Raw genomic sequence first — 25,071 nt, forward strand, 5'->3', positions numbered from 1 at the left:
CTGCATGATTTGGTATTGAAATCATTAAAATAGTAAGGGCCCGCCCATTATTAGGCACTGTCGTTGAGATAAAACTGAACCAAGTTTTATCTCAGCAGCAGGCCCACCAGGCAATTGATGCGGCTTTTGGCCGCATAGAGGCCATTCAGAATTTAATGAGCTTTCATGATCAGTCCAGCGAACTCAGCCTGATCAACCGCGAGGCCTATCTTGCTCCTGTTAAAGTTCACCCGTGGACTTATGCTGTTTTAAAAAGAGCCCAGCGCATGCATTATGCCTCCCAAGGCTTATTTGACTGCACAGTGGCAGATGCCCTGGTTCAATGGCAATTGCTTCCCAAGCATGCATTTCACCCTGAGCCTTTGAACTGCTCTCAGGCGCAGCTGGAATTGCTGCCTGATCATCATGTCTATTACCGCAGTCCGATTGCGCTTGACTTAGGCGGCATTGCCAAAGGTTTTGCTGTCGATGCGGCCATCCAATGTTTAAGGCAGCGCGGCATCTGCTCAGCTGTTGTCAATGCAGGGGGAGATCTGCGCGTTTTAGGCGCAGCGCCGGAAAGCATAATGCTCAGGGATCCAAAAAATCCGCAGCAGCTGCAAAGCATTGGCGAGCTGTCGCAAGGCTCTGTTGCAACCTCTTCAATTTATTATTCTCAGCGGCAATGCCAGTCACAGCGCGTAAGCGCCTTGGTTGATCCAGCCACCCGCCAGCCAATATTAACACCGCACAGTTTCAGTGTTATTGCCCCGCTTGCATGGGCTGCCGATGCTTTAACCAAAGTCGTTGCAGTCAGCGCCAACCCAAACCACCCGTGTTTAAGGCATTTTTCAGCAGCTGCTTTTATTCTGCAATAAAGGACACCTATATCGTGAATATTTCCATTCGCCTGTCTAAACCGCACCGCTGGGGGCTTTATGCAGTTTGGTCAATTCTAAGCATCACGGGTATTTATTTCGCCTATGCGCAGGACTGGCAAATGCAGGAGCCAACCGAATGGAGCGTCAATACATTAAAGCTGCACGGCCTTTCCGCAGCCGTAATGCTGCTCCTTGTCGGATCGCTGCTGTCTGTGCATGTCCGGCTCTCACTGCACCGGAAACGCAATACTGCAAGCGGCTTAATGATGCTTTCCTGCATGCTGATTTTAATATTTTCAGGCACAGGATTATATTACAGCCCGGAAGACTGGCATGAAAACATGAAATGGCTGCACATCTGGATTGGCCTACTCTGCCTGCTGCTGCTCCCCGCGCATATTTTTATTGGCTATTTTCTGAGGAAAAGAACCCCTAAGAAAAAAAGCAAACACCGCGATTTATAATCCTCCACTTCTATTGGCAGCTGCCGTCATGCTTATTCTCATTGATCTTGTTGATATTCTTAAAATCCAGCCCAAAACTTTAATAAAAGTTTTCCACTTGGCAGGTTTAGCGCTGGGGCTTGGCGGCGCTATTTTACTGGATATGCTGGCTATACGTTTTTTAATCAAGCAGCGGATCAGCAAAGAATTCTACGAAATATTCAAGCACAGCAGCCAAGTTGTGTTCTGGGGCTTATGCGTATTATGGCTGTCTGGAATAGCTTATCTGATATATTACTGGCTTGCTGATTACCACAGCCTTTCAAATCAGAAAGTATGGGCAAAGTTATTTATTGTCGTTATCCTCAGCGTGAATGGCTGGTGGATTCACCACCGGATTCTCCCCCTGATACAAAATAATATTAATGGCTATCTGTTTAAAGCGCTCAGCCTGAAGCAGCGCCGGATTTTATTATGCAGCTCCGTTATTTCTATTTTATCGTGGGGAATCCCCCTGTTATTGGGCGCATGCAAAGAACTGAATTTCTGCATCAGCGCTTTCACAATTTTATTTATATATTTCAGCCTGCTTATTTTAGGATTAATAATTGCCTGCTCGCTGCCTAAATACTTTCACAGCTTTAAGTAAAAACCGCCTTCCGGCAAGCGCAGTCCCGCATTTTTTACCTGCATTGCCGCAGTAATTTTTAAATCGATTTTAAATGCCTATTTAAAACAGATTTATAGATTATTTTTTGGGTAAAAAAGCAGATTATTTATCCCTTCTTAAGTTTCAGCGCCTTGGCGCAGGCCACCCCCTGCCTGCGAAAGGCCTGCTCTTTATAAAAATAGGCACAAGCCTTTGCTGCCTATACATGGCGTCCTGAGCCAGTTTTAAACACTGCTTTAAAGTGCAGCGAAGGGATGCTGCACCCGCGCATCCAGAGTCCATTAGGGCCCAGCTATGGGGCAGCAGCTTGCCGGGGGGGGCTTTGCTGTCAAATATGCAAGGCATAGCCTAATAGCAAAAACAGCAGCTGCAAGCTCACAACAGCAGCGAACAGCTTCCATCCTTTTTTCTGCAAAGCAGACTTATTGACTGCTCCATACGCAACTGTCTTAATCATGTCATCACCTCATGCATGAGTGTTGATACTGAATTTGTTTAGTGATCCATCTGTCTTCCATAGTGCATCATCATTGCGCAAAAAACACACAAAATCTATTCATCTCCAATATAAAAGCAAAATCCAAACCAAGTCCAGCGGGAGAATTAAAAATTAAAAGAACAGCAAAAAATACCGCCCAATAAAAAAGCCGCCCGAAGGCGGCTTTCAAAACACTGACTTCAGATTAACCAATGAACTTTCGCGCATTGCGGAACATGCGCAGCCATGCGCCATCTTCCGTCCATTCTTCAGGCTTCCACGAATGCTGAACCGCGCGGAAGTTGCGCTCCGGATGCGGCATCATAATCGTTGCGCGGCCATCTTTCGAGGTTACACCGGAAATCGCTTCCGGCGAACCGTTCGGGTTCAATGGATAATGCTGTGTCGGGTTGCCTTGGCTGTCTACATAGCGCAAGATCACCTGATCACCCGCATTCAGCGCGGCGATGCTCTCTGCGCTTGCCACCGCGCGGCCTTCGCCATGCGCTACGGCGATTGGAAGAATCGAGCCTTCCATGCCTTCCAGCAGTACAGAGTTGGATTTCTCCACACGCACGTTGACTGCGCGCGCTTCAAACATTTCAGAGGTATTGCGGTGGAAACGCGGCCATGCGTCAGCGCCCGGAATCAGCGGCGCCAATTGCGACAGCATTTGACAGCCGTTGCAGATGCCGAGAGAGAAAGTCTCATCGCGGTTGAAGAATTTCTCAAACTGGTCGCGCAGTTTCGGGTTGAACAGAACTGATTTGGCCCAGCCGCCGCCCGCACCCAGCACGTCGCCGTAAGAGAAGCCGCCGCACGCTACCAAGCCTTCAAAATCATTCAAATCAACACGGCCGGCAAGCAAGTCGCTCATATGCACGTCAATGGCGTTGAAACCGACTTTGTCCAGCGCCGCTGCCATTTCCACCTGGCCGTTTACGCCCTGTTCACGCAGAATCACCATGTTTGGACGGCGTTCGTTGATGTACGGCGCTTCAATTGGCTCATTCAGGTCAAATGTCGGCCGGGCAATTAAGCCTGCATGAGATTTGTCGGTGATTAAAGCAAATTCCTGATCCGCAGTTTCCACGTTGTCGCGCAGGCGCTGGATTTGGTGCGATACTTCAGTCCAAGCAAGCTGCAGCTCTTCACGCGGCAGGCTTAAGCCATTGACGGTCAGAGTATCAGTATCGTTGACTGTACCCACAACAGAAATCGCATCTTTCAGGCTGGACGCCGCCACTTCAGCTTCCAGCGCAGCCCAGTCCGCTTCTGAAATCTGCAGCACTGCGCCAATTTCTTCAGCAAACAGGCTGGCAGCAGACTGCTCTTCTAAAGCCGCGCCTAAGCGTGAAGCGAACATCATTTCCGCAACAGTCGCCAGCAAGCCGCCGTCGCCAATGTCATGGTAGGCTTTGATTAAGCCGCGGCTGTTCCAGTCCTGCACCAGCGCGAAGAATGCTTTGAAGTCATCAAAGCTGTCGACGTCTGGCGTAACCGAGCCGATTGCCTTGTAAACCTGCGCAAGGATTGAACCGCCAAGGCGGAACTGGCCTTTAGACAAATCGATGCGCACCAGCACAGAGGCTTCATTTTTCAATTCAGGCGTCAAGGTTTTGCGCACATCGGTCACTGGCGCAAATGCAGTGATTACGCCTGACATCGGAGAAGTTACGGCTTTGTCTTCGCCTTCGTCTTTCCAAGTGGTGCGCATAGACAGCGAGTCTTTGCCGACTGGAATGGCAATGCCCAGCGCAGGGCACATTTCCATGCCGATGGCTTTGACGCCTTCAAACAGGGCCTGGTCTTCACCTTTCTGGCCGGCTGCCGCCATCCAGTTTGCAGACAGTTTAATATCGCTGATCTGCTCAATTTTTGCCGACATGATGTTGCTGATGGCTTCCGCAACCGATAGGCGCGCAGAAGCGGCAGGATTCAGCAGAGCCACCGGCGGACGTTCGCCCATCGCCATCGCTTCACCGGTGTAGCCCACTAAGCTTGTAGTCGTTACCGCAGCATCCGCTACAGGCACTTGCCAGCGGCCGACCATCTGGTCACGCGCCACCATGCCGGTAATCGAACGGTCGCCAATAGTGATGAGGAACGATTTAGAGGCAACTGTCGGATTTTTCAGCACGCGGTAGATGGCGTCTTTTAAATCTGTGACTTTAGATGCATCAAAGCCGTCGCCTTTGCGCTCAATGGTTTCAAAAGAACGGCTCATGCGCGGCGTGCCGCCCAGCATCACCTGCATTGGCATATCCACCGCTTTGTTTTCAAACAATGGATCATTTACGGTCAAATGGCGTGCTTCGGTCGCTTCGCCCAATACGGCAAACGGGCAGCGTTCGCGCGCGCACAGCGATTCAAACAATTCTAAAGAGCTTGGACGGATCGCCAATACATAGCGTTCCTGCGCTTCATTCGACCAGATTTCCATTGGCGACATGCCCGGCTCAAGCGATGGAATCTTGCGCAGATCCAGCACAGCGCCGAGTTCATGGTCATTCACCAGCTCAGGCATGGCATTGGAAATGCCGCCCGCGCCTACGTCATGCACAGACACAATCGGGTTGAAGTCTTCCATGCGCCAGCAGGCGTCAATCACTTCCTGGCAGCGGCGTTCCATTTCCGGGTTTTCACGCTGCACCGAAGCGAAATCAAGGTTTTCACCCAGCTTGCCGCTGTCAACTGAAGACGCTGCGCCGCCGCCCAGGCCGATCAGCATGGCCGGGCCGCCCAGCACGATCAGCAAGTCGCCCGGCTGAATCGCGTCTTTTTCGACATGGTCAGGGCGGATGTTGCCGTAGCCGCCGGCAATCATGATTGGCTTATGGAAACCTTTCACATCGCCATTTACATTCTGCTCGAACGTACGGAAGTAGCCGTTTAAGGCAGGGCGGCCAAATTCGTTGTTGAATGCTGCGCCGCCCAACGGGCCTTCAATCATGATCTGCAGCGGAGACGCCATGCGCGACGGCTTGCCGTAGTTTTCTTCCCAAGGCTGTTCAAAGCCCGGAATGTTCAGGTTGGAAACGGTAAAGCCGGTTAAGCCTGCTTTCGGCTTGCCGCCGCGGCCGGTCGCGCCTTCATCGCGGATTTCGCCGCCTGAACCTGTGGCCGCGCCGGCAAATGGCGCAATTGCGGTAGGATGGTTGTGGGTTTCCACTTTCATCAAGATGTGAGCGGCCTGGCTCTTGTACTTGTAAATGTGGTGGCCGGTTTCAGCATCTTTCTTCGGATAGAAGCGCTGCGTGTCAAAGCCCACAATCACCGATGCGTTGTCTTTATAGGCTGACAGCACGTCTGTAGGCGACTCTTTATAGGTATTCTTAATCATCTGGAACAGTGACAATGGCTGTTTTTCGCCGTCAATTGTCCATTCTGAACCGAAAATTTTATGGCGGCAGTGTTCCGAGTTCGCCTGCGCAAACATCATCAGTTCAATGTCATGCGGGTTGCGGCCGAGCTTGTTGAAAGCAGCCGTTAAGTAGTCAATTTCTTCATCGGACAGCGCAAAGCCGAATTCAGAGTTGGCTTTGACTAAAGCTTCTTTGCCTTGGCCCAAAATATCAATTGAGTTTAAAGGCTTCGGTGCAGTTTCAGAAAACAGCGCGGCGGCGTCTTCAATTTGACTGAACACGCTTTCGGTCATGCGGTCATGCAGCGCAAGTTTCACTGCGTCTGAAATATCTTTTACACCCTTCAAAATAAACAAAACACCGCGTTCTAGGCGGTGTACAGGCGTATTGCAGTTGGCGAAAATATCGGTCGCCTTAGAAGACCACGGCGAAATAGTGCCGACGCGCGGGGTGACTAAAATTTGCACTTCATCACTTGCAGCCTGGCGCAATGCAAAAGATTGGCCATCATTTAAAAGCTGTAAAGCTGATTGCTGCTGTTGCTCGCTGAGCGCTTGGTCAAACAGATAGACCCATTGGCTTTCTATTGATTGAACAGAACTGATTGACGATAGACGTGTTAATAGTTGCGTTTTCTTAAAAGAAGAGTGTGCAGATGCACCGGCCACGATAAACATGCTGATTTTGGCTCCACGGGCTGGTCTTTTGAACCACGCCGCAATGTGACTTTGAAGAGAGCACATATTCTACTGTGAAAAGGAAAAATCAGCTAGATGGGGAAACCCTATTATGTAAGCTAATCCTGCAAGAAAATTGCCTGTTTCCCTATTCTTGCGCCTTTTTAGATAAAATCTTGCAAAAATAATCGGCTAGCAGCTTAAATAGAGGCGCAAACCGGCCCTGCACTTAAGCTGCCTGCCCATCTACAGGGAAATAGACCTGCATTTTAATTAAGGAGTCGCAGAGGTAAACCAAAGCCAATAACTGCCGCGGTGCGATCTGCCCCGGCTGCAGTACGGCATCCAGCGCCTTGGCCAGCACGCTCAGCCCGGCATCTTCCGCCAGCTGCCGCTGCGTTTCCAAACAGCTGCGCTGCGAAGCGGTTAACTGCAGGCGCCCTGAACAGCTTAAAGTTTCCAAGACCGCTAAAATAGGCTCACAGACTTTTTGGCTTAAATGCGGCTGCTGCAGCCGCACCGCATCATAATGCTGCTGTTTCTTCATCAGCAGCTGTTCAATCCGCCCAGCCAAGGCTTCTTTCAAGGTTTTCTTCTTTTCAGCAAGATGATCGAAATCCAGGCTGAAAACCGTACAGCCGGCATCCTGCTTTAAAATTGCGCTCACAGGCGCAAGCACAGCCTGCTGCCCCTGAATGCTGACATGCGCCAATACCGCGTCAATGCTTTGCTCCGATTGACGGCATAATTTCTCAAGCTGGCGGATTTTCGGCAGATCCTCGGTTTTCCAATCCAGCCTTAAGCGGATGGCCTGCCCTTGCCGGTCATACAGGCGCCACCATACACACTGCTCAATTTCATCGATTTGCGGCGCATCAAAACGCTCAATCTGCAGCAGAACGGCCACAGGCAATGGCTGCGCGTTCTGCAGCCGGGCTTTCCAGTCCTGCACTAGAAGCTGCCAATCGCTGACCGCCTCATGCCTGAGCAGTTCCAAATAATGCTCCTGCGTCAAAGCGCTTAAAGGATGGGCAGCGCTTGCGCCTGAAACCGCCAAGCGGCCATCTTCAGCAAAACGGGGCGTTTCCAAGCGGATAATGCCCTGCATCAGCTGCTGCGCCGTCATGGTCCAAAGGCTCATCTGCGACCATGCCCGGTAACGGTCAAAGCTCGGGTCCTGAGCCTCTGCCCTGGCCGCAGTCACCTCTAAAATTTCCTGTTTTTCCGGCTGCCAGAAATACAAGCTTAGGCCCCGCGCCCCGCCTTGGCTGCGCCACCAGCGCGCGCCTAAAGGATACAACTCCAGCTGCTGCAGTTCAGCATCCGCAGCATAGCTTTGCCGGGTTCTGCCCCGCAGCTGAATCAGGTGCTTATCCTGACTGTGCCTTAATTGATAGCTATAGGCCGCCAGCTGTGCAATGCTGCTTAAGGCCGCGCCTTCCGAAGCATGTTCATCGCGCTGCGCCAATTGGCGGACTTGGCCGCTCAGCTGGCGCAGCATCGCAGCCAGCCGGGGCAAGCCTTCGCTTTTTGCGGAAATATTCAGCAGATAAAACTGCCGCGCTGTCCACTCCTGCACATGCGACAGCCCTTGCGCCAGCAGCTGCGCTAAATCCTGCTCAAGCTCGGCAATAAACTGCTGTTCACTGGCGCTCAGCGCTGCTGCAGATTGCGGTGTGGGCAGACTTAAAGCCGGCCAGCGTTTTCCATGCGCCTGATGCAGCGCCAGCAATGCCGCCAAATGCCAAGCCGCTTGATCTTTTTCAATCTCTGAAAGCATGCCTTGAAAGCCGGCGCCTGCGATATAAATAATTCCTTCAGGAAAAATCTCCAAGGCAATTTTAAGCCGGCCGCCCACGATTTCAGCCTGGGGATTTTCCTCATGCGCATAGGCTTGGGCTAATTTAAGCGCTTTTTCACGCTGCGCTTTGCCGATCTGCTTCGCAATCTGCTCCAAATCCAGCTGTAGCACTTCATCCAGCAGGCTGGCGGATGACTGCGCGGCGCTCTTGTCCGGCGGCGCTTCGGAACTGGCTTCCTCTGCTTGAGCGCCCGCATGTGCAGGCAGATCAGCTGCGCGCTGCGGCGATGGCAGATGCTTTTGGACAGATAAAACCGCTGCGACAATATGCTTGCATGCGCCCGCAGCCGGGCAGCTGCAGCCGGCTTGGGACAGGCCTGAAGCCGATAGAACCACCTGCTGCCCGTCGCTTTCAATCACAATCTGCAGCGCTGACTGCTGTAAAATCTGGACTTTTCCTGCATCCAGATCTTTTAAAGCGCGCCGGACTAAGCCTGCATTGGCATAGGTTGCCAAACTGTCCTGATCATAGGCCAAATACTGCTGCTGCCAACTCATTGCATCACCTCCGCCATCCACTGGGCAAAATGTTCCGGCGTAAGCGCCGCCACCGACATGCCGCGCTCATTCAGCTTTTGCGCCATTTGCATGTCATAAACCGGGTTCGCCTGTTCATCTAAAGCGGCCAGCCCCAGCAGCTTGACCTGCTGGCTGTTTAAGCGGCTCACGGCATTCAGCAGATGGGCCACCGAACCGCCCTCTTCAAAGTCGCTGATTAAAGCGAAAATGGTGCGGCTCGGCTGAGTAATATACTTTTCACAGTAAGCCACAGCTTTGGCGATATCCGTGCCGCCGCCCAGCTGCACGGTCAGCAGCACCTCAACCGGGTCATGCGCCAAATGCGATAAATCGACAATCTGGGTATCAAACAGAACCAGATGGACTTTTACCGCAGGCAAGCTGGCCAGAATGCTGGCGCAAATTGCGCTGTACATGACCGAACTCATCATTGAACCGCTTTGGTCAACACAGAGCACAACCGTCCACGGCAAATGCCGCTGCACCCGCGCATTGAAAAAAGGCTGCTGAATAATCAGCTTATTCAGGCCGGTATGGTAATGCTTCAAATTCTGCTGAATGGTGCGCCGCCAGTCAAAGTTTTGACTGTTGGCAATGACAGAGCGCCGGAAACGGTTGCGGCGCCCCTGAATTGCGTGCACAAAATTCGGCTTCAGCCGGGCAATAATCTGCTCGACCACTTGGCGGATAATCTCGCGCACAGTTTCGCGGGTTTGCGCATTCATCCGCCCGCGCATGCTGAGCAAGGCTTTGGCCAGCTGCGGCGTCGGCTCTAAGCTGCGCAGGCTTTTTTCGTCTTTCAGCAAAGCATCCAGCTGATAGCGCTCCACAGCCTGCATCTGAATCCGCTCAAAGGTGCTTTGCGGGAAAAGCTTGCGCGCATTATTCAGCCAGTTGATGGCCGTGAGCTGAGAATCATCCAGCGAGCCATGCCGCGATTGGCCCGCAGCCTGCCCGCGGCGTTCATATTCGCGGTTGTACAAATAGTCCAGTGTGCGCTCCAGGCGCAGCTGCTCATGATCCAATTGCGCCTGATTGAGCGCCCGGTCGCTGTAGCGCCCCAGAATCAGCCGCCAGCGCGCAGCTGAATCGGCATCTTGATGGCTGCTCATGACTGGCCTCCTTGTTCTGTACCCGCGAGCCAGCTTTCAAGCTGCTGTTCCGCGATTAAAAAGTTCAGCTGCTGGTTGAGATGCACGCCCTGCAGCAGCTCTTCCTGGCTCATTTCAGTGCTGTAATGGGCAATCTGCATGCTGGATACGCCATTGATTTGCGCGATTTTCTCAGCAAACGCTGCAGTTTCTTTAGGCTTGAAATGCGTAAAGGCAAAACGCAGGTCGGGCAGCAGCGCGACAAATACAGCTTCATCCCATGTTTGCACCAGCTCATTCAGCAAGTCCGCCATTGCGGGATAGCGCAATAACAGTTCCGGCGCGCTGTGCATGACGCCTGAAAGGTAATTTACCGCCTGCTCAGGGTCAGCGCCAAGGCCAAAGCGCTGCTGCAGCCGCTGATGCAGCTCCTGCTCGCTGCAGACGCCATCCATAAACTGCAGCGCGCTCACGCCGCCCAGCAGCAAGCCAGCCTGCGTCCAGTCCGGCGTTAAGCGCGCAACAGTGCTGTGAAATAAGCTCAAGCCCTCAGCTTGATTTTCCAGCAGATATGAACTCTGCTTGATCAGGCCATGCAGCTGCAGCAAGTGCTGCAGATACTGGCGCTGCTGCTCAAGCGGCGGAGCAGCCCATTGCGAAACTAGGAATAATGCGCTGGAAACCGCCTGCTGCAGGAGCATTTTTAAAGCCGGCTGCTGCTGGAAAGCCAGAAAGTCTTTTCCAGTCCATAAATACAGCAGCTTTTGCCCGCACTGCAGCACCGAATCCAGATCCGGGTCTTCCGGCAAAAACCGTTCCAGCTCGGCGAATAGAACCGGAATCTGCGGCTGCAGCCCCATCAGCGCAGCCCGGATGAGCAGCTGAACTGCCTGATGCGAAGAACGCCCCAGCCCCTGCTGCGCAAAGTCCTGCTTCAGCCTGAGCAGTTTCTGCAGCGCAATGCTGCTCATTTCGCTGCCGTATTCCGCCAGCTCAATTAAATTCGCTTCGACCTGCGGCGTCCATGCATAGTCCCATTCTTCAAACAGCAAGTTCAGCTGCCCGCCGCCCAGGAAATCCGGCCCGCTCAGGCGCTTGGCAAAGCCCAGCTCCAAAAAGTCCAGCAGATGCAGAAAGCGGCTGCGCAAGCGGTGCTTCGGATTGCGCAATACATCCAGTTTGGCCCGCTTGCTGAGTGTTTCATCCAGCTTAAAGCGGTGGAATTTTGCCAGCTCATACACTTGCGCCAGCAGCGGCGGCGTCTGTGCCGACTGCGCTACCTGCCCCAATGCCGCCCCGCTGAGCAGCTGATGCAGAACCTGCCGGAAAGCCTGCTGCCCTTCATCCAGGCTTCCCTTAATAAAGCTGCTGAAGCATGCATCAATTACATCAAAACGGCTGAGCTGCGCATGGCCGCGCAGCGCCGCCAAGCCTATAGCCTGCTCACTGGCGGTTTTTACCGTAATAAAGCTGCTGTCTGTGATTTGCTGCTGATGCAGCTGCGCGGAAAATTCAGAAATAAAGTGAACCGCCAAACGCTGCCGGGCGGCGGCGTCATTCTGCCCATCCTGCTGCAGCTGTTCCCAGCAGCGCTGATAAAATGCCGGTGACGGCATGCCGGAAGCATAGCCATTCAATGCGTCTAAACGGTCAAAACTGTAGCGGATCAGCCATGACTGATCGGACTGCTCCCGGCTTTTCAATTGGGCTATTTTTTTAGGCTTTGGATTCAGCAGCTGATCTGCCAATTCCTCCACCAAAGCCAAAGTATGAAAGCCGCCGGTGACGATGCACAGCGGCCCCTGCCGGTTTTGGCAGCGCGCCAGAATAGCCTGCAGCATGCGCTGTTCACGGATTAAAGATGCTTCCGCCTCCAATACGGCCGGCTCATAATCCAGCCGCGACATCGCGCACCAGACAAAAACCTCTTCAAAGAAAGCCTGCCATGCCTGCAGCCGCTCACGGGGCCGCAGTTCAAACAGATGCTCCCAAAGCTCATCATGATTGCGGCAATGCAGCTTGCGGGCCAGCAGCTGAATATATTGGCTGTGCGCCAAATAGCGTTCCTGCTGCAAAGAGCGGCTTTGCCATGTCTGCTGCGCGCTGGCTTGCTGCTCATGCTCAACCTGGCTGCTCCAGTCCAAGTCAATAAACTCAACGCCCGCCTGCAGCGCCGGCGCTTCGCGCAGCGCCACCCATTCCGGCGAATATTCGCAAAACGGGAAATACGCAGTCCGGTACTGCTTAGCCGCCTCGGCAGGCAGCGGCTTGATTTCGGTCTGGCATAGCACAGCCAAAGGCGGCCGGCTGTCGGCATGCTGCAGGTCGGCAATCAGCCGGTTGAATGAGCTGGGGCCTTCAATCAGGATATGCGCGGGCTGAATCTGCCGAAGCGCCTGCAATGCGGCATAGGCGCATGCAGGGCTATGGTGCCGGACGGGGAGGAAATAAATCTCCCGCGCTGCCAGTTGCTGGATCAGCTGCAGTGCATACTGCAGGCGCGGCGGCTGTGCTGCAAGATCTGTCATATTTTTTAGCTGGATATTGTGGGATGAAAAGCCTCATCCAAAATTCAAGAATGCGGGCGTCCGGCGCATAGGCCGGATGCTCAGCCATGATTGCCTGCTACTGCCAGAAGCGTTTGCCTTCTTCAAAAAAGGCTTTCCAAACGGCATCCTGTTTCGCCCGCTCACGGGCCACATTGTCCATATAGAAACGGATCCGTTTCGCATCATCGGCATTATCCTTAAGGACAACCCCAATCAACTGCTTGGCAATTGCAGCGCTGCTCAAGCTTTGATCTCCCAGATAATAGCCTTCCAAAGCAGCCGCATGCGCAATATTCACCGCCTCGGCCGTAGACATCACCGCATCAGGAGTCTTGATTGCAGCGCCGTCCTTGGTTGCGCCTTGGCGCAATTCCTGAAAAACCGTCACCAAAAGCTCAATGACAGAATCTGCAACCTGAATCTGCCCGGATAAATCTCCTAGCTCATGCTGCAGCTGACTCAGCACCAGCTCGCGTTCAAACTGGGCATCCGCAATCGGGCGCACCGTTTCAAAGTTGAAGCGGCGCTTCAGGGCCGATGACATTTCATGCACCCCCCGGTCGCGCAGGTTCGCCGTGGCGATAATATTAAACCCGGCTTTGGCATACACCCGGCCGGCTTGCCCTAATTCCGGAATCATCATGGTTTTTTCCGACATCAGCGAAACCAGAACATCCTGAATTTCCGGCGGGCAGCGGGTAATTTCTTCAAAGCGGACGATTTTCCCCTGCTGCATCGCCTGATAAACCGGTGAAGCCACCAAAGACTTTTCACTCGGCCCTTCCGCCAGCAGCAGCGCATAATTCCACGAGTATTTCAAATGGTCTTCGGTCGTGCCGGCCGTACCCTGAACCGTCAGGCCTGAATCGCCGCTGACCGCAGCCGCCAGCAATTCAGACAGCATGGACTTGGCGGTTCCCGGCTCGCCCACCAGCATCAGCCCCTGCTTGCCCAGCAAGGTGACAATAGCGCGGTCAACCAGCGCATCATCGCCATAGAACTTGCGGCTGATGCCTAATTTTTCATCGCCTAAAATAAACTGGCGCACAGCGCGCGGCGAACGCAGCCAGCCTTGCGGCCGCGCATTTGCCTGATCATGCTCAGTGAGTGTATTCAGCTCGGCTGCAAAGCGCTGTTCTGCGCTTTGGCGGATAATGGCTGGATTTACCATGGTGTTTTCTTCTCCCATTCTGGATCGAAGCCGCGGCAGGCCGCAGCGGCGGCATGATAGTCCGCATAGCATTCCGCAAATAAAATTTTAGGCACGTCATTCAGCGCTAAATCGGTGCGGTTCCATGAGCTTCCCTTGTTCCGGCTGAAGCTGAGGCGGTATAAAGCAGCCGGCATGTTTTCTTCCGGCAAATAGCTGCCGCTGAAGCCGATATAAGCGGTCAGCCCTAAGCTGTTAAAAGGTTTATGATAATAGTCAAAAACTCCGCCGTCTTCGGCCTGCCCGCGCTGATAGCCCAGCTTGTTCATCACCCCGCGCAAGGTGAATGTGTCACTCATCCAGCCTAAGCGGTCATCCACCGCATCTTTATCCTGCACATCTAGCTCAGGCAGCAGATGGCCCAATTGCGCAAATAAAGACTTCACTTTGTAATCTTTCAAATGCTGCTGCCAGTCTTGCCTGGAAGCTTCATCCATCAAGGCGGCATGCGCCAATTGAATCTGGCTGTCTGCGGCCAATTCAATTTCATCATCTTCAGCATTGATCAGGCTGCCGTCTTCCGCCGGGCGGAAGGTATTCAGAACCTGATCATCCGCAACTTCCTGCCAGACTAAGCGCTGAATTAGGCGCTTCATGATGGGATGCTGCGCCAAATACTGCTGCCACTCGGCCGCGGCCCAGCGCCGGTTCGCGCACATCGCCTCATATAAGCGGGCTGTCTGCAAATCAAGAATCTGCTTCAATTCCTTTTTCGAGCTGCTGAACTGCTTTTTCGCTTCTTTGGCCAGCTCCTCATCATCGCTTTGACGGGCCGCAGGCAGGGCTTTAATTTCCTTGCCGTCTTCATTTTTCAGCACGAATTTATAGCTTTCATCCAGAGAAACTTTGAAATCCCGCCCGCCGTAGCTCAGCGTTAAAATTCCATGCTCATCAAAGCCTGCGGTTGGAATCGTCCGGTCGGCCAGCTCATCATTGCTCCAGCCATTGCGTTCCGCAATCGCCTCAATCAGCCCGCGGGCCTTTTCCTGTACTGAAGCTGTGCGGTAACGGCGGGCAATCGACAGTAAAAACTGAATCATGACCGGGTCATCGCTGTTCGCAACAGCGGCAATCATGGCTTCAATTTGCGCGCGGCGCTGGTAATGATCTTTCATGTACTGCTGAATGAAATGGACGGCTTTATGCCCCTGCACGCCTGCAGCCAAAGCCAGAATGCCCTTGTCGCCAATTGCCGAGCCTAAATAGCGTGAAAGCGCCTCCCGCTTAATTTCTTCAACAACCTGCTCTAAGGTAATGTGCTCATAGCGCCCGTAGTATTCTGGATATTTCTGCCCATAATTCTTAAATGAATTCTTATAGCCGGCAAGCCGGTTCGGCGCATGCTGATTGGCTTCCTGCAAGGCTTCATCCTGCGACGGGTGGCGCGTATCCTGACGGATAAAGCCGTCCAGCAGAAACTCGCCCAGCTGCTGCTGGCTGGAAGCGGAAAGCAGGCCCAGATAGCGCTGCAGCAGAGCATTGCCCGCCGGCTCTTTCAGCTTATGCGCCAGCACTGCCCACCAGCGGATAATTTCATCCTCAGCCACTTGGCCATTTTGCCAAGCCAGCTGCGGAAAAGGCTTGTCCAGCAGCCACAGCAGACTGTTCGGCAGTTTGCCTTTTAGCCCCTTTCGCGCTTCTTTAAGCAGGAACTCTGCAGATAAATAGGCGGAAATATCTTCACCTAAACGCTCCAGACTGGTCAGCAGGGCGGCGATCACCACTTCACGCTTTTCTTTCTTTAAGGCCTGATTCAAGGCCGCTACAGCCAACGGATCGCCTAAGCGGGCCAGCCATTCCGCCGCCACGATGCGGATTTCCTGCTTGCTCGAGCTTAAAGCCTCTTCCGCCCGCAGCCGGATATCGCCTAAACGCTCCAGCAGCAATTGCGCCTGCAGGCGGTGGCTTTTCCCTTCCCCCAGCGCCAATTCCAATAGCCTTGGAATAAACCGCACAGGCAGCTTCGGGAAATAGCCCAAAATCTTTAAGGTATGTTCAATATCGTAGCTGGCATAGTAGCCGGTCAGCTGGCTTGGCAATAATCCCAGCGCCTCCGCCAGCAGATCCTGACGCTCTGCATAAAACGGCCAGACATGCTCAGGAGCTAAGCGCTCAATCAAATCATCGTAATTCGACTGCAGCAGCAAAAGCCCGACAGTTTTATCCGCATTTTCATAGCCGGCCTGCGTCACCGCATCGGCCAGCTGGCGCAGCTCCAAGTTCTGATAGCCATCCGCCTTAAAATAGTCATCCAGAATATACGAGCTCAAATGCAAGCCATCCTGCCGGCGGTGGCGCTGCCCGGTTATTTTCAAGAAATGCACCAGATTATATTCAGGCAGCTGCTGTAAACGGTTTTTATAGAAGATCACCTGAGGGTCTAAGTCAGTTTTGCTTTTCAAATCACCATTGATGATATCGGCATATTCGGCAAGTTTTTTCCCGCCGATATTTTTTAAGCGCTTATAGCTATCCTGACGCCAGCTGCTTTTCCAGTCGCGGGTTTTATTGTCTTCCTGTTCCTGCTCGGCATCTGCCTGCGCTTTTTCCAGCACCGCCTGATAATTTTCCTGCAGCAGTTCATTCACCGATGCCGGCAGCTTCTGGAAAACAATCGGTTCAAATGCAGGAATTGCAAATTCTTCATCTTCCTTCGCATGGTCTAAAGACGCCAAACGGGCCAGTGCCTGCTCTATGGCCTGAATCACCGCCTTGCTTTTTTCCTGCGCTAAGGCAGCCTGCAAAACAGGCTTCGCCGCCAAGCCAAAACGCGCCAACAATTCGGCTGCTCCTGCTTTCTCTTTCGCGATGCCGTGCTGCAGTTTTTCCGCCAGGAGCTGCTGCACATCTTCCTCTTTGAGGTTGGGCAGCAGGGACTGCGCAATCAGGCGGGCTTTTTTACTGCCCTGCAGGGCGCAGCCGATGACTAAGCCCGGAAAATGCTGCGACACCGCAGGCGTGCGCTCCAGATAATTCAGCAAATTATGCTGCCCGTTGGCCGAAAGCTGCAAATACAGGCCTGCAAAGGCATCACGGTGCGCCAGAATATAGGCTTCAAAATCCGGCAGGCGGTAGAATAAATCCAAATTGCTCCACGAATATTCATACAGGTTGGCGCGGTCAAACAGCAGATTGAGCACCAGTGTGCCGTCTAAATGCTCGCTTTGCAGCATATCGTGCAAAGCCTGCACCGTCCAATGCTTGCGGAACTGCATGTTTTTATTGAGCGAACTGTCTCCCAGGCTGCTGTGCAGGCCATCCACCATGAAATATGCAAACCAGCTCGGCACTTGCGCGCTCAGCGCGGTATAGTTTTGCCCGCGCGTTAAAGCCGCCAAAAATTTGCCATAGCGGACCGCCTGTTCAGGCGTTAAATTCTGCCCGAAATGCTGATAAAAATTCACCCGCGCATTTTTCGATTGATTGGTCAGCTTCTTGCTGTTTTGAATTAAAGACTGGCTGCCCGGCTGCGGATGCCACCAGTTCAGTGTTCCGGGCTGATTCAGCAAAATGGCGGCGTCATCATCTGTTCTCGATTGCAGCGCAAGTAAAACATGGGCATGCTCGCCTGTTAAAATATAAGCCGCCAGCTGTTCAGGATAATCCGTATCAAGCGCCTTTAATGGATTCACAATGTTATAAAGCAAATCTGCAATTATTTTTTGTTCTTTCTGTTCCGCACCCATACCTAATGTCGTTAATAACCGTTCAAACATGCGCTTACCCTAATTATCTTTTCATATATTTAAAATCATACTGACCGTCAATTTGTATCACGAACTGATCATGAAAGTTATTATAAATTGGTCTCTTATGAAAAGCTTGCCGATGCAGCGCCTGTGCGACAGATATTGACGCCTAAGTGGATAGCAGGCAAATAAACTGAGAAAATTGCCATGCTGCATTCACGCTGTCAAATCATGTCGCCCTGCTCTAGTGCAAGTCCAATTTTTTTGGCATGATGCAGACAAACCCTGAATGAAACATAATAAATGGCACAAATGCGTTGGCTTGAACTGCTTTCCACAGTTCGCATCGGCAGTAAAAAACAGAGTTCTGAGCAGGCTAGAAGCCCGTTCCATAAAGATTATGACCGCATCATTTTTTCGCAAAGCTTCCGCCAGCTGAACCGGAAAACCCAAGTCCATCCGCTGACGCAGCATGACGGCATTCACACCCGCCTCACGCACTCTCTGGAAGTGTCCTGCATTGGCCGTTCGCTTGGCATGCTGGCGGCCGAAAAAATTAAAGACCAGCTGCCGGTTTGGATTTCTCCGGCCGATGTCGGCGCGATTATTCAGGCAGCCTGCCTGGCGCATGACATTGGCAACCCGCCTTTTGGCCACGCCGGCGAATACGCCATCCGCGAATGGTTTGATGACGCCTCGCATACTGACTTCCTCAAAAACCTCAGCCCGGAACAGGAAGCCGATGTGCGCCAGTTTGAAGGCAATGCGCAAGGCCTGCGCCTGCTGACTAAAATTGACTATCATCCCAATGACGGCGGCATGCGCCTGACTTACGCAACCTTAGGGGCTTACTTAAAGTACCCTTGGCTGTCTAAAACCATTGCATCGCAGGGCAACCTGCCGGCCAGCAAGCGCCCTAAATTCGGCTGCTATCAGGCGGAAAAAGACATTCTGCGGCAGATTGCGGAACAGCTGGGCCTCATCCAGCTGGACGATTATCACTACTGCCGCCATCCGCTGACTTACCTGCTCGAAGCGGCCGATGATATGTGCTACGCCCTGATTGACCTGGAAGACGGCATTATTTTAAACATGCTGCAGTATGAGGAAGTGGAGCCGATCTTTTTAGAGCTGATTGCGGATTACGGCGTGCCGGAAGAACTGTCCATGCAGACCACCACATGGCAGCAGAAAATCGCCGCTTTGCGCGGCCGCGCCATGAAGCGCCTGGTCGATGAAGTCACCAGCGCTTTCGCCAAGCATCATTTTGAAATTTTGTCCGGCCAGCTGCAAGGCTCGCTGCTGCAGTACTGCTCGCCGGATATAGAAGCGGGCATCAACCGCGCGAAAGAATTGGCGCGCGACAAAATTTTTGAGCATCCGCACAAAGCCGGCCTGGAAATTATTGCCCATCAAAGCCTGCAGAATATTTTAGACGCCTTTATTCCGCTGACCACGCCGCATAAAACTTTAAGCTTTAAGGAACAGCGCTTGATCTCCATTTTAAACCGTTCCGGCGCGGACTTTAATCACGACCACTACAGCAACATTATGCAGGTGCTGGATATTATTTCGAAGTTTTCAGACCATCAGGCGTACAATTTGGCGCAGGAACTGCAAGGCAACAAGGCTGGCTTTTTCTGATGAAAAGGTTTGTGGATGCGGGCATCACTTGGCATGCATTCAGCCATCTGCCGATTTCAGTGCAGTGCCCTTTTTGCCAAAAGCATGCCTGGGTATTCCAGCAGAAAATTGCCGGTGAACATCATGAGCGCCCTATTTTCAGCTGCATGCACTGCTGCAAAAGCTTTGATCAGGCCGCTCAGCGGGAAAACAGCTTAGGCTATTTTGCCGGAGTTTATTTGGAGATTGATGAAGCCTGCGCCTGCAGGCAGGGAAAATATAAATTTCATCAGTATTATCCCAAGCAAAGCTTTGTTCCGCCGTTTGTGCAGTTAAAATGCAGTTTTTGCCCGGCGCAGAAGCGCATTGACCCGCAAAGCTTTCAGCTCCGCCGCACCTCTGGCGCTGAAATAAATACCGACCCTTATTTTGGCTATCGCCTATATTTAACCGCGGCAGCCCGAAACGGGATGATTTTTACCTACAATTCTGAGCAGCTGAGTTGCTTAAAAGCTTACATTTCTGCCGATTTAAGGCAGCGGACTTATCTCAATGCCAATAAGGCTTACTTCAGCCGCCTTCCCGCGTGGATAAAGTCCGCACGGAACCGCAAAGAAATTCTCAAGGCTGTTTTGCGTTTAGAGCAAATGGCAGCTAAGATTCAACCCTCAACATAGAAGTGAATAATATCAATGATCGGATGTCTTATTGGCGAAGTGCTTGCGCTTGAGGTGCCTACAGTGCTGTTGAATGTGAATGGCGTAGGCTATGAGGTGGATACGCCGCTGTCTACATTCTGCCAATTGCAGAAAGGTCAGAAAGTTACTTTATGGACGCATTTAACGGTGCGTGAAGACGCGCAGCTGCTGTACGGCTTTTCCAATGCGCAGGAAAAAATGATTTTCCGCACGCTGCTGAAAGTCAACGGTGTTGGCCCGAAAATGGCGCTGGCGATTATGTCAACTTTAAGTGTCGATATGCTGATTCACACTGTAGAGCATGAAGACCTGAATACGCTGGTGAGAGTTCCCGGCGTGGGCAAGAAAACCGCCGAACGCCTGATGATTGAACTGCGTGACCGCTTTAAAGCCATGAGCGCAGGCGCAGCGCCAGGCAACTCAACCGCTGAGCAAATCCAGTTTACCGGAAATTCTGCGGCTGCCGAAGCTGAAGCTGCGCTGCAGTCTTTGGGCTACAAACCTGCCGAGGCGCAAAAGCTGATTAATGCCGTCAAAGCGGACTATACCGAAGCCAGCGACATCATCCGCGCGGCGCTCAAATCGCTGAACCGTTAAAATTGCCCGCGGTTTTTCCAATAAACCGGAAAACAGATTTTGATGCGCGAAGGCAGCATGAATGCTGAATTGCGGTATAAGGACGCATCGTCAATTTAACGAAAGATTTAATTGCGGACTGTAAAATATATTTTAAAGCCCTCATTTTGATCTTTCAAAAGCAAGGCAATGCCTACACAATGGCAGCTGAACACAAATAATGATTTGAGGCTGCGCAGGCAGCATCAAAATGCTCCGATAAAGAGACCAGTTAAACAGATATGCAAGACCGTCTAATCAGTGGTTCAGAAAAACCCGAAGATCACTTTGACCGCGCCATCCGGCCCGCCACGCTCGAAGACTACATCGGCCAGCCCGTTGTGCGCGAGCAGATGGAAATCTTTATCGGCGCCGCCCGCGGCCGCGCCGAAGCGCTGGATCATACCCTGATTTTCGGCCCTCCCGGCCTGGGCAAAACCACGCTGGCCAATATTATTGCGCGTGAAATGGGCGGCAATTTAAAGTCCACGTCCGGCCCGGTGCTGGAGCGCGCAGGCGACTTGGCGGCCATGCTGACCAATCTTGAAGAAGGCGATGTACTGTTTATTGATGAAATCCACCGCCTTTCTCCGGTTATTGAAGAAATTCTTTATCCGGCCATGGAAGACTATCAGCTGGATATCATGATTGGCGAAGGCCCCGCTGCCCGCTCAATTAAACTGGATTTGCCGCCATTTACCTTAGTGGCGGCCACCACCCGCGCCGGCCTGCTGACCTCTCCGCTGCGCGACCGCTTCGGCATTGTGCAGCGCCTGGAGTTTTATTCGGTGGATGACCTGACGCATATTGTTGCGCGTTCAGCCAATCTGATGGATGTGCCCATTACCGATGAAGGCTCGCGTGAAGTTGCGCGCCGTTCCCGCGGCACGCCGCGCATCGCCAACCGCCTGCTGCGCCGGGTGCGCGACTATGCGCAGGTGAAAGGCACCGGTGAAGTCAATCAGGACATGGCGCAGCGCGCTTTGAATATGCTGAATGTCGATAAGGACGGCCTAGACACGCTGGACCGGCGCTATTTAAGCATGCTGCTGGAGCGTTTTGACGGCGGGCCTGCCGGTGTGGAAGCTTTAGCCGCCGCGATGGCGGAAGATTCAGGCACTTTGGAAGATGTGATTGAGCCGTATTTGATTCAGCAAGGCTATGTGATGCGCACGGCGCGCGGACGGATTGCCACCAATATGGCGTATTTGCAGTTTGGCATGACGCCGCCTGAGCCGAAGTGATGATCTGTTAGAGGGGGACTATCAGCCCCCCTCTAATTCTGCCTAATTTAAAAACCCATCAGCTGCTTTATTTAAAATGGCCAGCGGAAGCTTTAAAGGCAAAATATAAATTTGTGATATTTGCTCACTGCGACTATCTCCCGTTACGCACCAATGCGAAAAATGCTCACAATTGTTCGAGAATAAATCATATAAATCTTCATTTAGTCGGGATTTAGCCCGTTTGACTGTATCCATGCGCGAGTAGTGAGCCTTTATATCCGCATAAATAAACTTTTTTATCGTTTCTTGCAGCCTAAAATTTTCTAAAGAAATTATCTCAACTTTGCCAGCTTTCAGCTCGTCAGCCCATCCGGCATAATGCACGACTTGGTTATTCCCAATATAAATTCCATGATGCTGATATAAGCCGCCTTGACGGTCAACAAAAATATGATCGCCGGGGATAATCCCATACTGATTATCAATAATCTTAGATTTTATACTTAATTCAAGTTTTCGCACTGAAAACTCTGCTTCTGTTAAAATCTTCTTATTATTTAAGCTATATGCCAAATGCTCTATTTCTACAAAAAAACGGAGCTGACAAGCTGTTTCTCTTAAATATTTTTGCCTCTGGCCTAGACAATCGCCTAATTCAGCTTCACTCTCAGTTAATTGCCGGATTTCCTCTCTAGTGATAATCCATTCTTCCTGAAACTGCGTTCTCATCTGCTTAATGAAAGCCAATTGAGATTCATCACAAGTTTTAAAATAATGATGATGACCATGATTTGAAAGATATTTCTCATATTCTGCAATCAGCTTCAAATATACTTCAACATCATTTTTCTCATCAGCCATTGCTTTTTTATCAGCGGCTTCCGCATTTTGAATTGAATTTCTAAGAACGGCTCATCTGCTGTTCAACTCAGCTCTATATGCGCGATAAAAATCTAAAAAATCCTGCTCTGCAATCCTATCCATTACAGCCCTCTATAATTTTTTTTGCATGATTTACTTGATTTTATTGTGCTGCCAAAGAACCAAGCAAATCAGCAGCATCAATGCAGCAATTCCCTAGAAGCAAAATAATTTTTCATTTTTTCATAATTTAGCAATCACCCGCACATTTTCCACCAGCATCAACTCGCATGCGCCATTGCCGGTATCCTCACGGCTTAAAGAGCTGCGCCATGTCCAGCCATCCTGAGACTTCGCTTCCACCAGCTGGCCTGTTAAATAAATCAGATCATCCTGATCAATATCATTCAGCTGCTGCGCCACCGCTTTCGTTGCTGGAATTAAATGCGTATTGGCGCTATGCGCCTGAATCTCATCAACCGGAATCGGCGGCGCATTTTCATAGCGCCAATAATACCAGCGGCTGCTCTGTGTAATGGAAAGCTGCTGATACACCTGAGGGTCGGCCATTTTCCCCCAGCCCAAAGCAAAATCCACCGGGCTGAGTTCCGCCTCCCGCCCAAAACTGTAATTTTCCTTGGATAAAACGCGGAATTCGCCCGCATAAGGCGCCAAGCTGGTCAAAGTATAGCCCTGAAACTGATAAACGCCGCCGGCAGACTGATAGCCAGGCGCATCGGCAATGCCCCGGTCAGCCTTCGGCCAATAAGACCATAATGCAAACCCGGCAGCTAAAATCAGCAGCCATTTGAAATAACGGTTCATTTTGCGCTCCCCCAAGCCTGCAGACAGTTTAGCCGCTCTGCAATATATTGAACAACATCTCCTTTCAGATTTGAAACCTTGTGCCATTGGCCTCAACACTCAGAATGCTAAACTGCCTCCGTTACAGCGCTTAAGCTTTAGCAGAAAGCTGCCGGTTTCTAAAATGCACGGGCCTTGCTAAGCAAAAGCGATACCTCAAAAACTGCAGCAAAAACGGAACACACTCATGGCGAATAAATTCGAGTTCAATATTCGTGTCTATATTGAAGATACCGATGCGGGCGGCATTGTTTACCACGCTAACCACATCCGCTTCATGGAGCGCGCTCGTACTGAATGGCTTCGCGCATCAGGCATCAGCCACTACTGGCATCAGAAAGACTACAACTTTGTTGTTCATAAAATAAATGTGAAATATTCGCGTCCTATACTCATGGATGACCTGATTACTGTTACTGCAAGTGTAGTTTCGTGTAAAGCTACGTCATTTGTATTGCAACAAAATATTTATCGTGGTGAAATCATGCTTGCATCCGGCGAAGTCGAATTGGCATGCATCAGTGTAGACGGCATGCGTCCAACCCGGCTTCCCGAAGAAATACGCAAACTGATTCTCATTGAATTGGGACAAGATTAAAAAAATTAACTGGCTTAATGTAACTATGGCAACGCAACTAGAATCAACCCTACACGTATCAGATCTTATTTTACAGGCAAGCCCTGTGGTTCAGCTGGTGATGCTCCTGCTTTTATTCGCCTCGCTGTACAGCTGGTATCTGATTGCCAAGTTGCATATGAGCTGCAAAAAGGCGCAAGCCGATGATGAACATTTTCAAAAAATCTTCTGGTCTGGCGCCGAATTAAATACCCTGTACAACAATGCGCAGCTCAACTCGAAACGGGTTGGGCTGGAAGATATTTTCTACCAAGGCTTGGGCGAATTTTTCAAGCTGAAAAAGCGCAATGCGGCGCCTGCTCAAGCCATTGACGGCACTGAACGCATTCTGCGCGTCAGCTTGAGCCGCGACCAGAGTAATCTGGAACAGGGCTTAGGCGCCTTGGCCAGCATTGGCTCTGTTGCACCCTATGTCGGCTTATTCGGCACAGTCTGGGGCATCATGAACGCCTTTATTGGCTTGGCGGATGTTGACCAGGTAACGCTGGCAACCGTTGCCCCGGGCATTGCCGAGGCATTGATCGCGACAGCCATCGGCCTATTCGCCGCCATTCCAGCAGTATTGGCATTCAACCACTTTACCGCCAAAGGCGAAACTTTATATTCAGACCGCGCCTTATTCGCGGAAGAAATGGTTGCCCTGCTGCAGCGCCAGTCATTAGGTTCTGATCAGGAACATGACTGATGGCTATTCAACGTTCCGGGCGCTTCGAGCGCATTAAAAAACCGCTGAAAAGCGAAATGAATGTTGTGCCGTATATTGACGTCATGCTGGTGCTTTTGGTGATTTTCATGGTCACAGCGCCGATGATTACCAGCGGAATTAAAGTCGACCTGCCGCAGGCCAGCGGCAATCCCATCGAATCTAAAGATTCCCCCGCAATGGTGACTTTGGATAAAGACGGCAAATACTATTTAGAATATAAAGCCCATAAAGCTGAACCTTTGGACTTGGCGCAATTGACGCAAGTTTTAACCGAAGCGCAAACTCAGGCCAAAGCGGACAATAAAGAGCTGAACGTAGTTATCCGCGGCCACAACACCCGCCCTTATGGAGATGTCATCTCCCTGATGTCGGGTTTGCAGGACGCAGGCTTAACTCAAGTTGGACTGCTGACAGAGCCATTAAAGTAAT

Annotated in this window: 19 protein-coding genes; 10 read left to right on the forward strand and 9 right to left on the reverse strand. The window is 51.7% G+C overall.

Features of this window, described 5'->3' with window-relative positions; translation table 11 throughout:
- Nucleotides 1–29: 29 nt before the first annotated feature.
- The 3 genes from RSA72_RS04385 to RSA72_RS04395 are packed head-to-tail and all read left to right on the forward strand — an operon-like array spanning nucleotide 30 to nucleotide 1,952.
- Complete coding sequence (locus RSA72_RS04385) at nucleotides 30–857, forward strand: FAD:protein FMN transferase (protein ID WP_332632804.1); 828 nt, start codon at nucleotides 30–32, stop codon at nucleotides 855–857.
- Nucleotides 858–871: 14 nt separating this feature from the next.
- The gene (locus RSA72_RS04390) at nucleotides 872–1,324 is read left to right on the forward strand and encodes a hypothetical protein (RefSeq protein ID WP_332621718.1); all 453 of its coding nucleotides are present in this window, start codon (nucleotides 872–874) and stop codon (nucleotides 1,322–1,324) included.
- A gap of 13 nt (nucleotides 1,325–1,337) precedes the next feature.
- Nucleotides 1,338–1,952: a hypothetical protein gene (locus RSA72_RS04395; protein WP_332621720.1), complete on the forward strand. Its 615-nt coding sequence runs from the start codon at nucleotides 1,338–1,340 to the stop codon at nucleotides 1,950–1,952.
- A 349-nt stretch (nucleotides 1,953–2,301) separates the two neighbouring features.
- Here RSA72_RS04395 and RSA72_RS04400 read toward each other — a convergent pair whose 3' ends face one another.
- The 7 genes from RSA72_RS04400 to RSA72_RS04430 form a co-directional block, all read right to left on the reverse strand.
- Nucleotides 2,302–2,430: a KGW motif small protein gene (locus RSA72_RS04400; RefSeq protein WP_332621723.1), complete on the reverse strand. Its 129-nt coding sequence runs from the start codon at nucleotides 2,428–2,430 to the stop codon at nucleotides 2,302–2,304.
- Nucleotides 2,431–2,656: 226 nt separating this feature from the next.
- On the reverse strand, nucleotides 2,657–6,493 hold the full coding sequence (gene purL, locus RSA72_RS04405; protein WP_332621724.1) for a phosphoribosylformylglycinamidine synthase: 3,837 nt from the start codon (nucleotides 6,491–6,493) through the stop codon (nucleotides 2,657–2,659).
- A gap of 229 nt (nucleotides 6,494–6,722) precedes the next feature.
- Nucleotides 6,723–8,852 carry an SWIM zinc finger family protein gene (locus RSA72_RS04410; RefSeq protein ID WP_332621726.1) on the reverse strand — a complete coding sequence of 710 codons (2,130 nt, stop codon included), beginning with the start codon at nucleotides 8,850–8,852 and terminating at the stop codon, nucleotides 6,723–6,725.
- The gene (locus RSA72_RS04415) at nucleotides 8,849–9,985 is read right to left on the reverse strand and encodes a VWA domain-containing protein (protein ID WP_332621727.1); all 1,137 of its coding nucleotides are present in this window, start codon (nucleotides 9,983–9,985) and stop codon (nucleotides 8,849–8,851) included. Before RSA72_RS04415 ends, RSA72_RS04410 begins: the two co-directional genes overlap by 4 nt.
- On the reverse strand, nucleotides 9,982–12,492 hold the full coding sequence (locus RSA72_RS04420) for a DUF5682 family protein (protein WP_332621729.1): 2,511 nt from the start codon (nucleotides 12,490–12,492) through the stop codon (nucleotides 9,982–9,984). The genes RSA72_RS04415 and RSA72_RS04420 overlap by 4 nt, the downstream gene beginning before the upstream one ends.
- A gap of 97 nt (nucleotides 12,493–12,589) precedes the next feature.
- The gene (locus tag RSA72_RS04425; RefSeq protein WP_443098269.1) at nucleotides 12,590–13,702 is read right to left on the reverse strand and encodes an ATP-binding protein; all 1,113 of its coding nucleotides are present in this window, start codon (nucleotides 13,700–13,702) and stop codon (nucleotides 12,590–12,592) included.
- Nucleotides 13,678–17,439 (reverse strand): DUF4132 domain-containing protein, encoded by a 3,762-nt coding sequence (locus RSA72_RS04430; RefSeq protein WP_332621731.1) that lies wholly within the window; start codon nucleotides 17,437–17,439, stop codon nucleotides 13,678–13,680. Before RSA72_RS04430 ends, RSA72_RS04425 begins: the two co-directional genes overlap by 25 nt.
- Before the next feature lie 276 nt (nucleotides 17,440–17,715).
- Between RSA72_RS04430 and RSA72_RS04435 the strand changes: the two genes are divergently transcribed.
- The 4 genes from RSA72_RS04435 to ruvB all read left to right on the forward strand — a co-directional run bounded on the left by RSA72_RS04435 (nucleotide 17,716) and on the right by ruvB (nucleotide 21,592).
- A complete protein-coding gene (locus RSA72_RS04435) occupies nucleotides 17,716–19,056 on the forward strand; it encodes a deoxyguanosinetriphosphate triphosphohydrolase (protein WP_332621732.1) in 1,341 nt (446 codons plus the stop codon).
- A complete protein-coding gene (locus tag RSA72_RS04440; RefSeq protein ID WP_332621733.1) occupies nucleotides 19,056–19,712 on the forward strand; it encodes a hypothetical protein in 657 nt (218 codons plus the stop codon). Before RSA72_RS04435 ends, RSA72_RS04440 begins: the two co-directional genes overlap by 1 nt.
- 15 nt (nucleotides 19,713–19,727) lie before the next feature.
- Nucleotides 19,728–20,330 (forward strand): Holliday junction branch migration protein RuvA, encoded by a 603-nt coding sequence (ruvA, locus tag RSA72_RS04445; RefSeq protein WP_332621734.1) that lies wholly within the window; start codon nucleotides 19,728–19,730, stop codon nucleotides 20,328–20,330.
- Between the two features lie 260 nt (nucleotides 20,331–20,590).
- Complete coding sequence (ruvB, locus tag RSA72_RS04450; RefSeq protein ID WP_332621735.1) at nucleotides 20,591–21,592, forward strand: Holliday junction branch migration DNA helicase RuvB; 1,002 nt, start codon at nucleotides 20,591–20,593, stop codon at nucleotides 21,590–21,592.
- Between the two features lie 42 nt (nucleotides 21,593–21,634).
- Here the strand turns inward: ruvB and RSA72_RS04455 are convergent, their stop codons facing one another.
- Together RSA72_RS04455 and RSA72_RS04460 are read right to left on the reverse strand one after the other, a co-directional pair.
- Entirely contained in the window at nucleotides 21,635–22,435 is an 801-nt protein-coding gene (locus RSA72_RS04455) for a lecithin retinol acyltransferase family protein (RefSeq protein ID WP_332621737.1), read from the reverse strand.
- A 243-nt stretch (nucleotides 22,436–22,678) separates the two neighbouring features.
- Nucleotides 22,679–23,260: a hypothetical protein gene (locus RSA72_RS04460; protein ID WP_332621739.1), complete on the reverse strand. Its 582-nt coding sequence runs from the start codon at nucleotides 23,258–23,260 to the stop codon at nucleotides 22,679–22,681.
- Between the two features lie 226 nt (nucleotides 23,261–23,486).
- Here RSA72_RS04460 and ybgC point away from each other — a divergent pair, with 226 nt between their 5' ends.
- Genes ybgC through tolR form a run of 3 tightly spaced genes read left to right on the forward strand, consistent with a single transcriptional unit; the run spans nucleotide 23,487 to nucleotide 25,070 of the window.
- Nucleotides 23,487–23,897 carry a tol-pal system-associated acyl-CoA thioesterase gene (ybgC, locus tag RSA72_RS04465; protein WP_068913128.1) on the forward strand — a complete coding sequence of 137 codons (411 nt, stop codon included), beginning with the start codon at nucleotides 23,487–23,489 and terminating at the stop codon, nucleotides 23,895–23,897.
- A 25-nt stretch (nucleotides 23,898–23,922) separates the two neighbouring features.
- The gene (tolQ, locus tag RSA72_RS04470) at nucleotides 23,923–24,621 is read left to right on the forward strand and encodes a protein TolQ (RefSeq protein ID WP_332632796.1); all 699 of its coding nucleotides are present in this window, start codon (nucleotides 23,923–23,925) and stop codon (nucleotides 24,619–24,621) included.
- Nucleotides 24,621–25,070, forward strand: coding sequence for a protein TolR (gene tolR, locus RSA72_RS04475; RefSeq protein ID WP_332632798.1), 450 nt, complete (start codon nucleotides 24,621–24,623; stop codon nucleotides 25,068–25,070). The genes tolQ and tolR overlap by 1 nt, the downstream gene beginning before the upstream one ends.
- The last annotated feature ends 1 nt before the right edge of the window (nucleotide 25,071 follow it).

The sequence above is a fragment of the Acinetobacter sp. genome (assembly GCF_036659555.1).
In the GTDB taxonomy this organism is placed as follows: Bacteria; Pseudomonadota; Gammaproteobacteria; order Pseudomonadales; family Moraxellaceae; genus Acinetobacter.

Bases quoted from the DNA above. Each gene is read 5' to 3' on its own strand.
- RSA72_RS04400 (WP_332621723.1), bottom strand. From the start codon at position 2,430: ATGATTAAGACAGTTGCGTATGGAGCAGTCAATAAGTCTGCTTTGCAG.
- purL (WP_332621724.1), bottom strand. From the start codon at position 6,493: ATGTTTATCGTGGCCGGTGCATCTGCACACTCTTCTTTTAAGAAAACG.
- RSA72_RS04410 (WP_332621726.1), bottom strand. From the start codon at position 8,852: ATGAGTTGGCAGCAGCAGTATTTGGCCTATGATCAGGACAGTTTGGCA.
- RSA72_RS04415 (WP_332621727.1), bottom strand. From the start codon at position 9,985: ATGAGCAGCCATCAAGATGCCGATTCAGCTGCGCGCTGGCGGCTGATT.
- RSA72_RS04420 (WP_332621729.1), bottom strand. From the start codon at position 12,492: ATGACAGATCTTGCAGCACAGCCGCCGCGCCTGCAGTATGCACTGCAG.
- RSA72_RS04425 (WP_443098269.1), bottom strand. From the start codon at position 13,702: ATGGGAGAAGAAAACACCATGGTAAATCCAGCCATTATCCGCCAAAGC.
- RSA72_RS04430 (WP_332621731.1), bottom strand. From the start codon at position 17,439: ATGTTTGAACGGTTATTAACGACATTAGGTATGGGTGCGGAACAGAAA.
- RSA72_RS04435 (WP_332621732.1), top strand. From the start codon at position 17,716: ATGGCACAAATGCGTTGGCTTGAACTGCTTTCCACAGTTCGCATCGGC.
- RSA72_RS04440 (WP_332621733.1), top strand. From the start codon at position 19,056: ATGAAAAGGTTTGTGGATGCGGGCATCACTTGGCATGCATTCAGCCAT.
- ruvA (WP_332621734.1), top strand. From the start codon at position 19,728: ATGATCGGATGTCTTATTGGCGAAGTGCTTGCGCTTGAGGTGCCTACA.
- ruvB (WP_332621735.1), top strand. From the start codon at position 20,591: ATGCAAGACCGTCTAATCAGTGGTTCAGAAAAACCCGAAGATCACTTT.
- RSA72_RS04455 (WP_332621737.1), bottom strand. From the start codon at position 22,435: ATGGCTGATGAGAAAAATGATGTTGAAGTATATTTGAAGCTGATTGCA.
- RSA72_RS04460 (WP_332621739.1), bottom strand. From the start codon at position 23,260: ATGAACCGTTATTTCAAATGGCTGCTGATTTTAGCTGCCGGGTTTGCA.
- ybgC (WP_068913128.1), top strand. From the start codon at position 23,487: ATGGCGAATAAATTCGAGTTCAATATTCGTGTCTATATTGAAGATACC.
- tolQ (WP_332632796.1), top strand. From the start codon at position 23,923: ATGGCAACGCAACTAGAATCAACCCTACACGTATCAGATCTTATTTTA.
- tolR (WP_332632798.1), top strand. From the start codon at position 24,621: ATGGCTATTCAACGTTCCGGGCGCTTCGAGCGCATTAAAAAACCGCTG.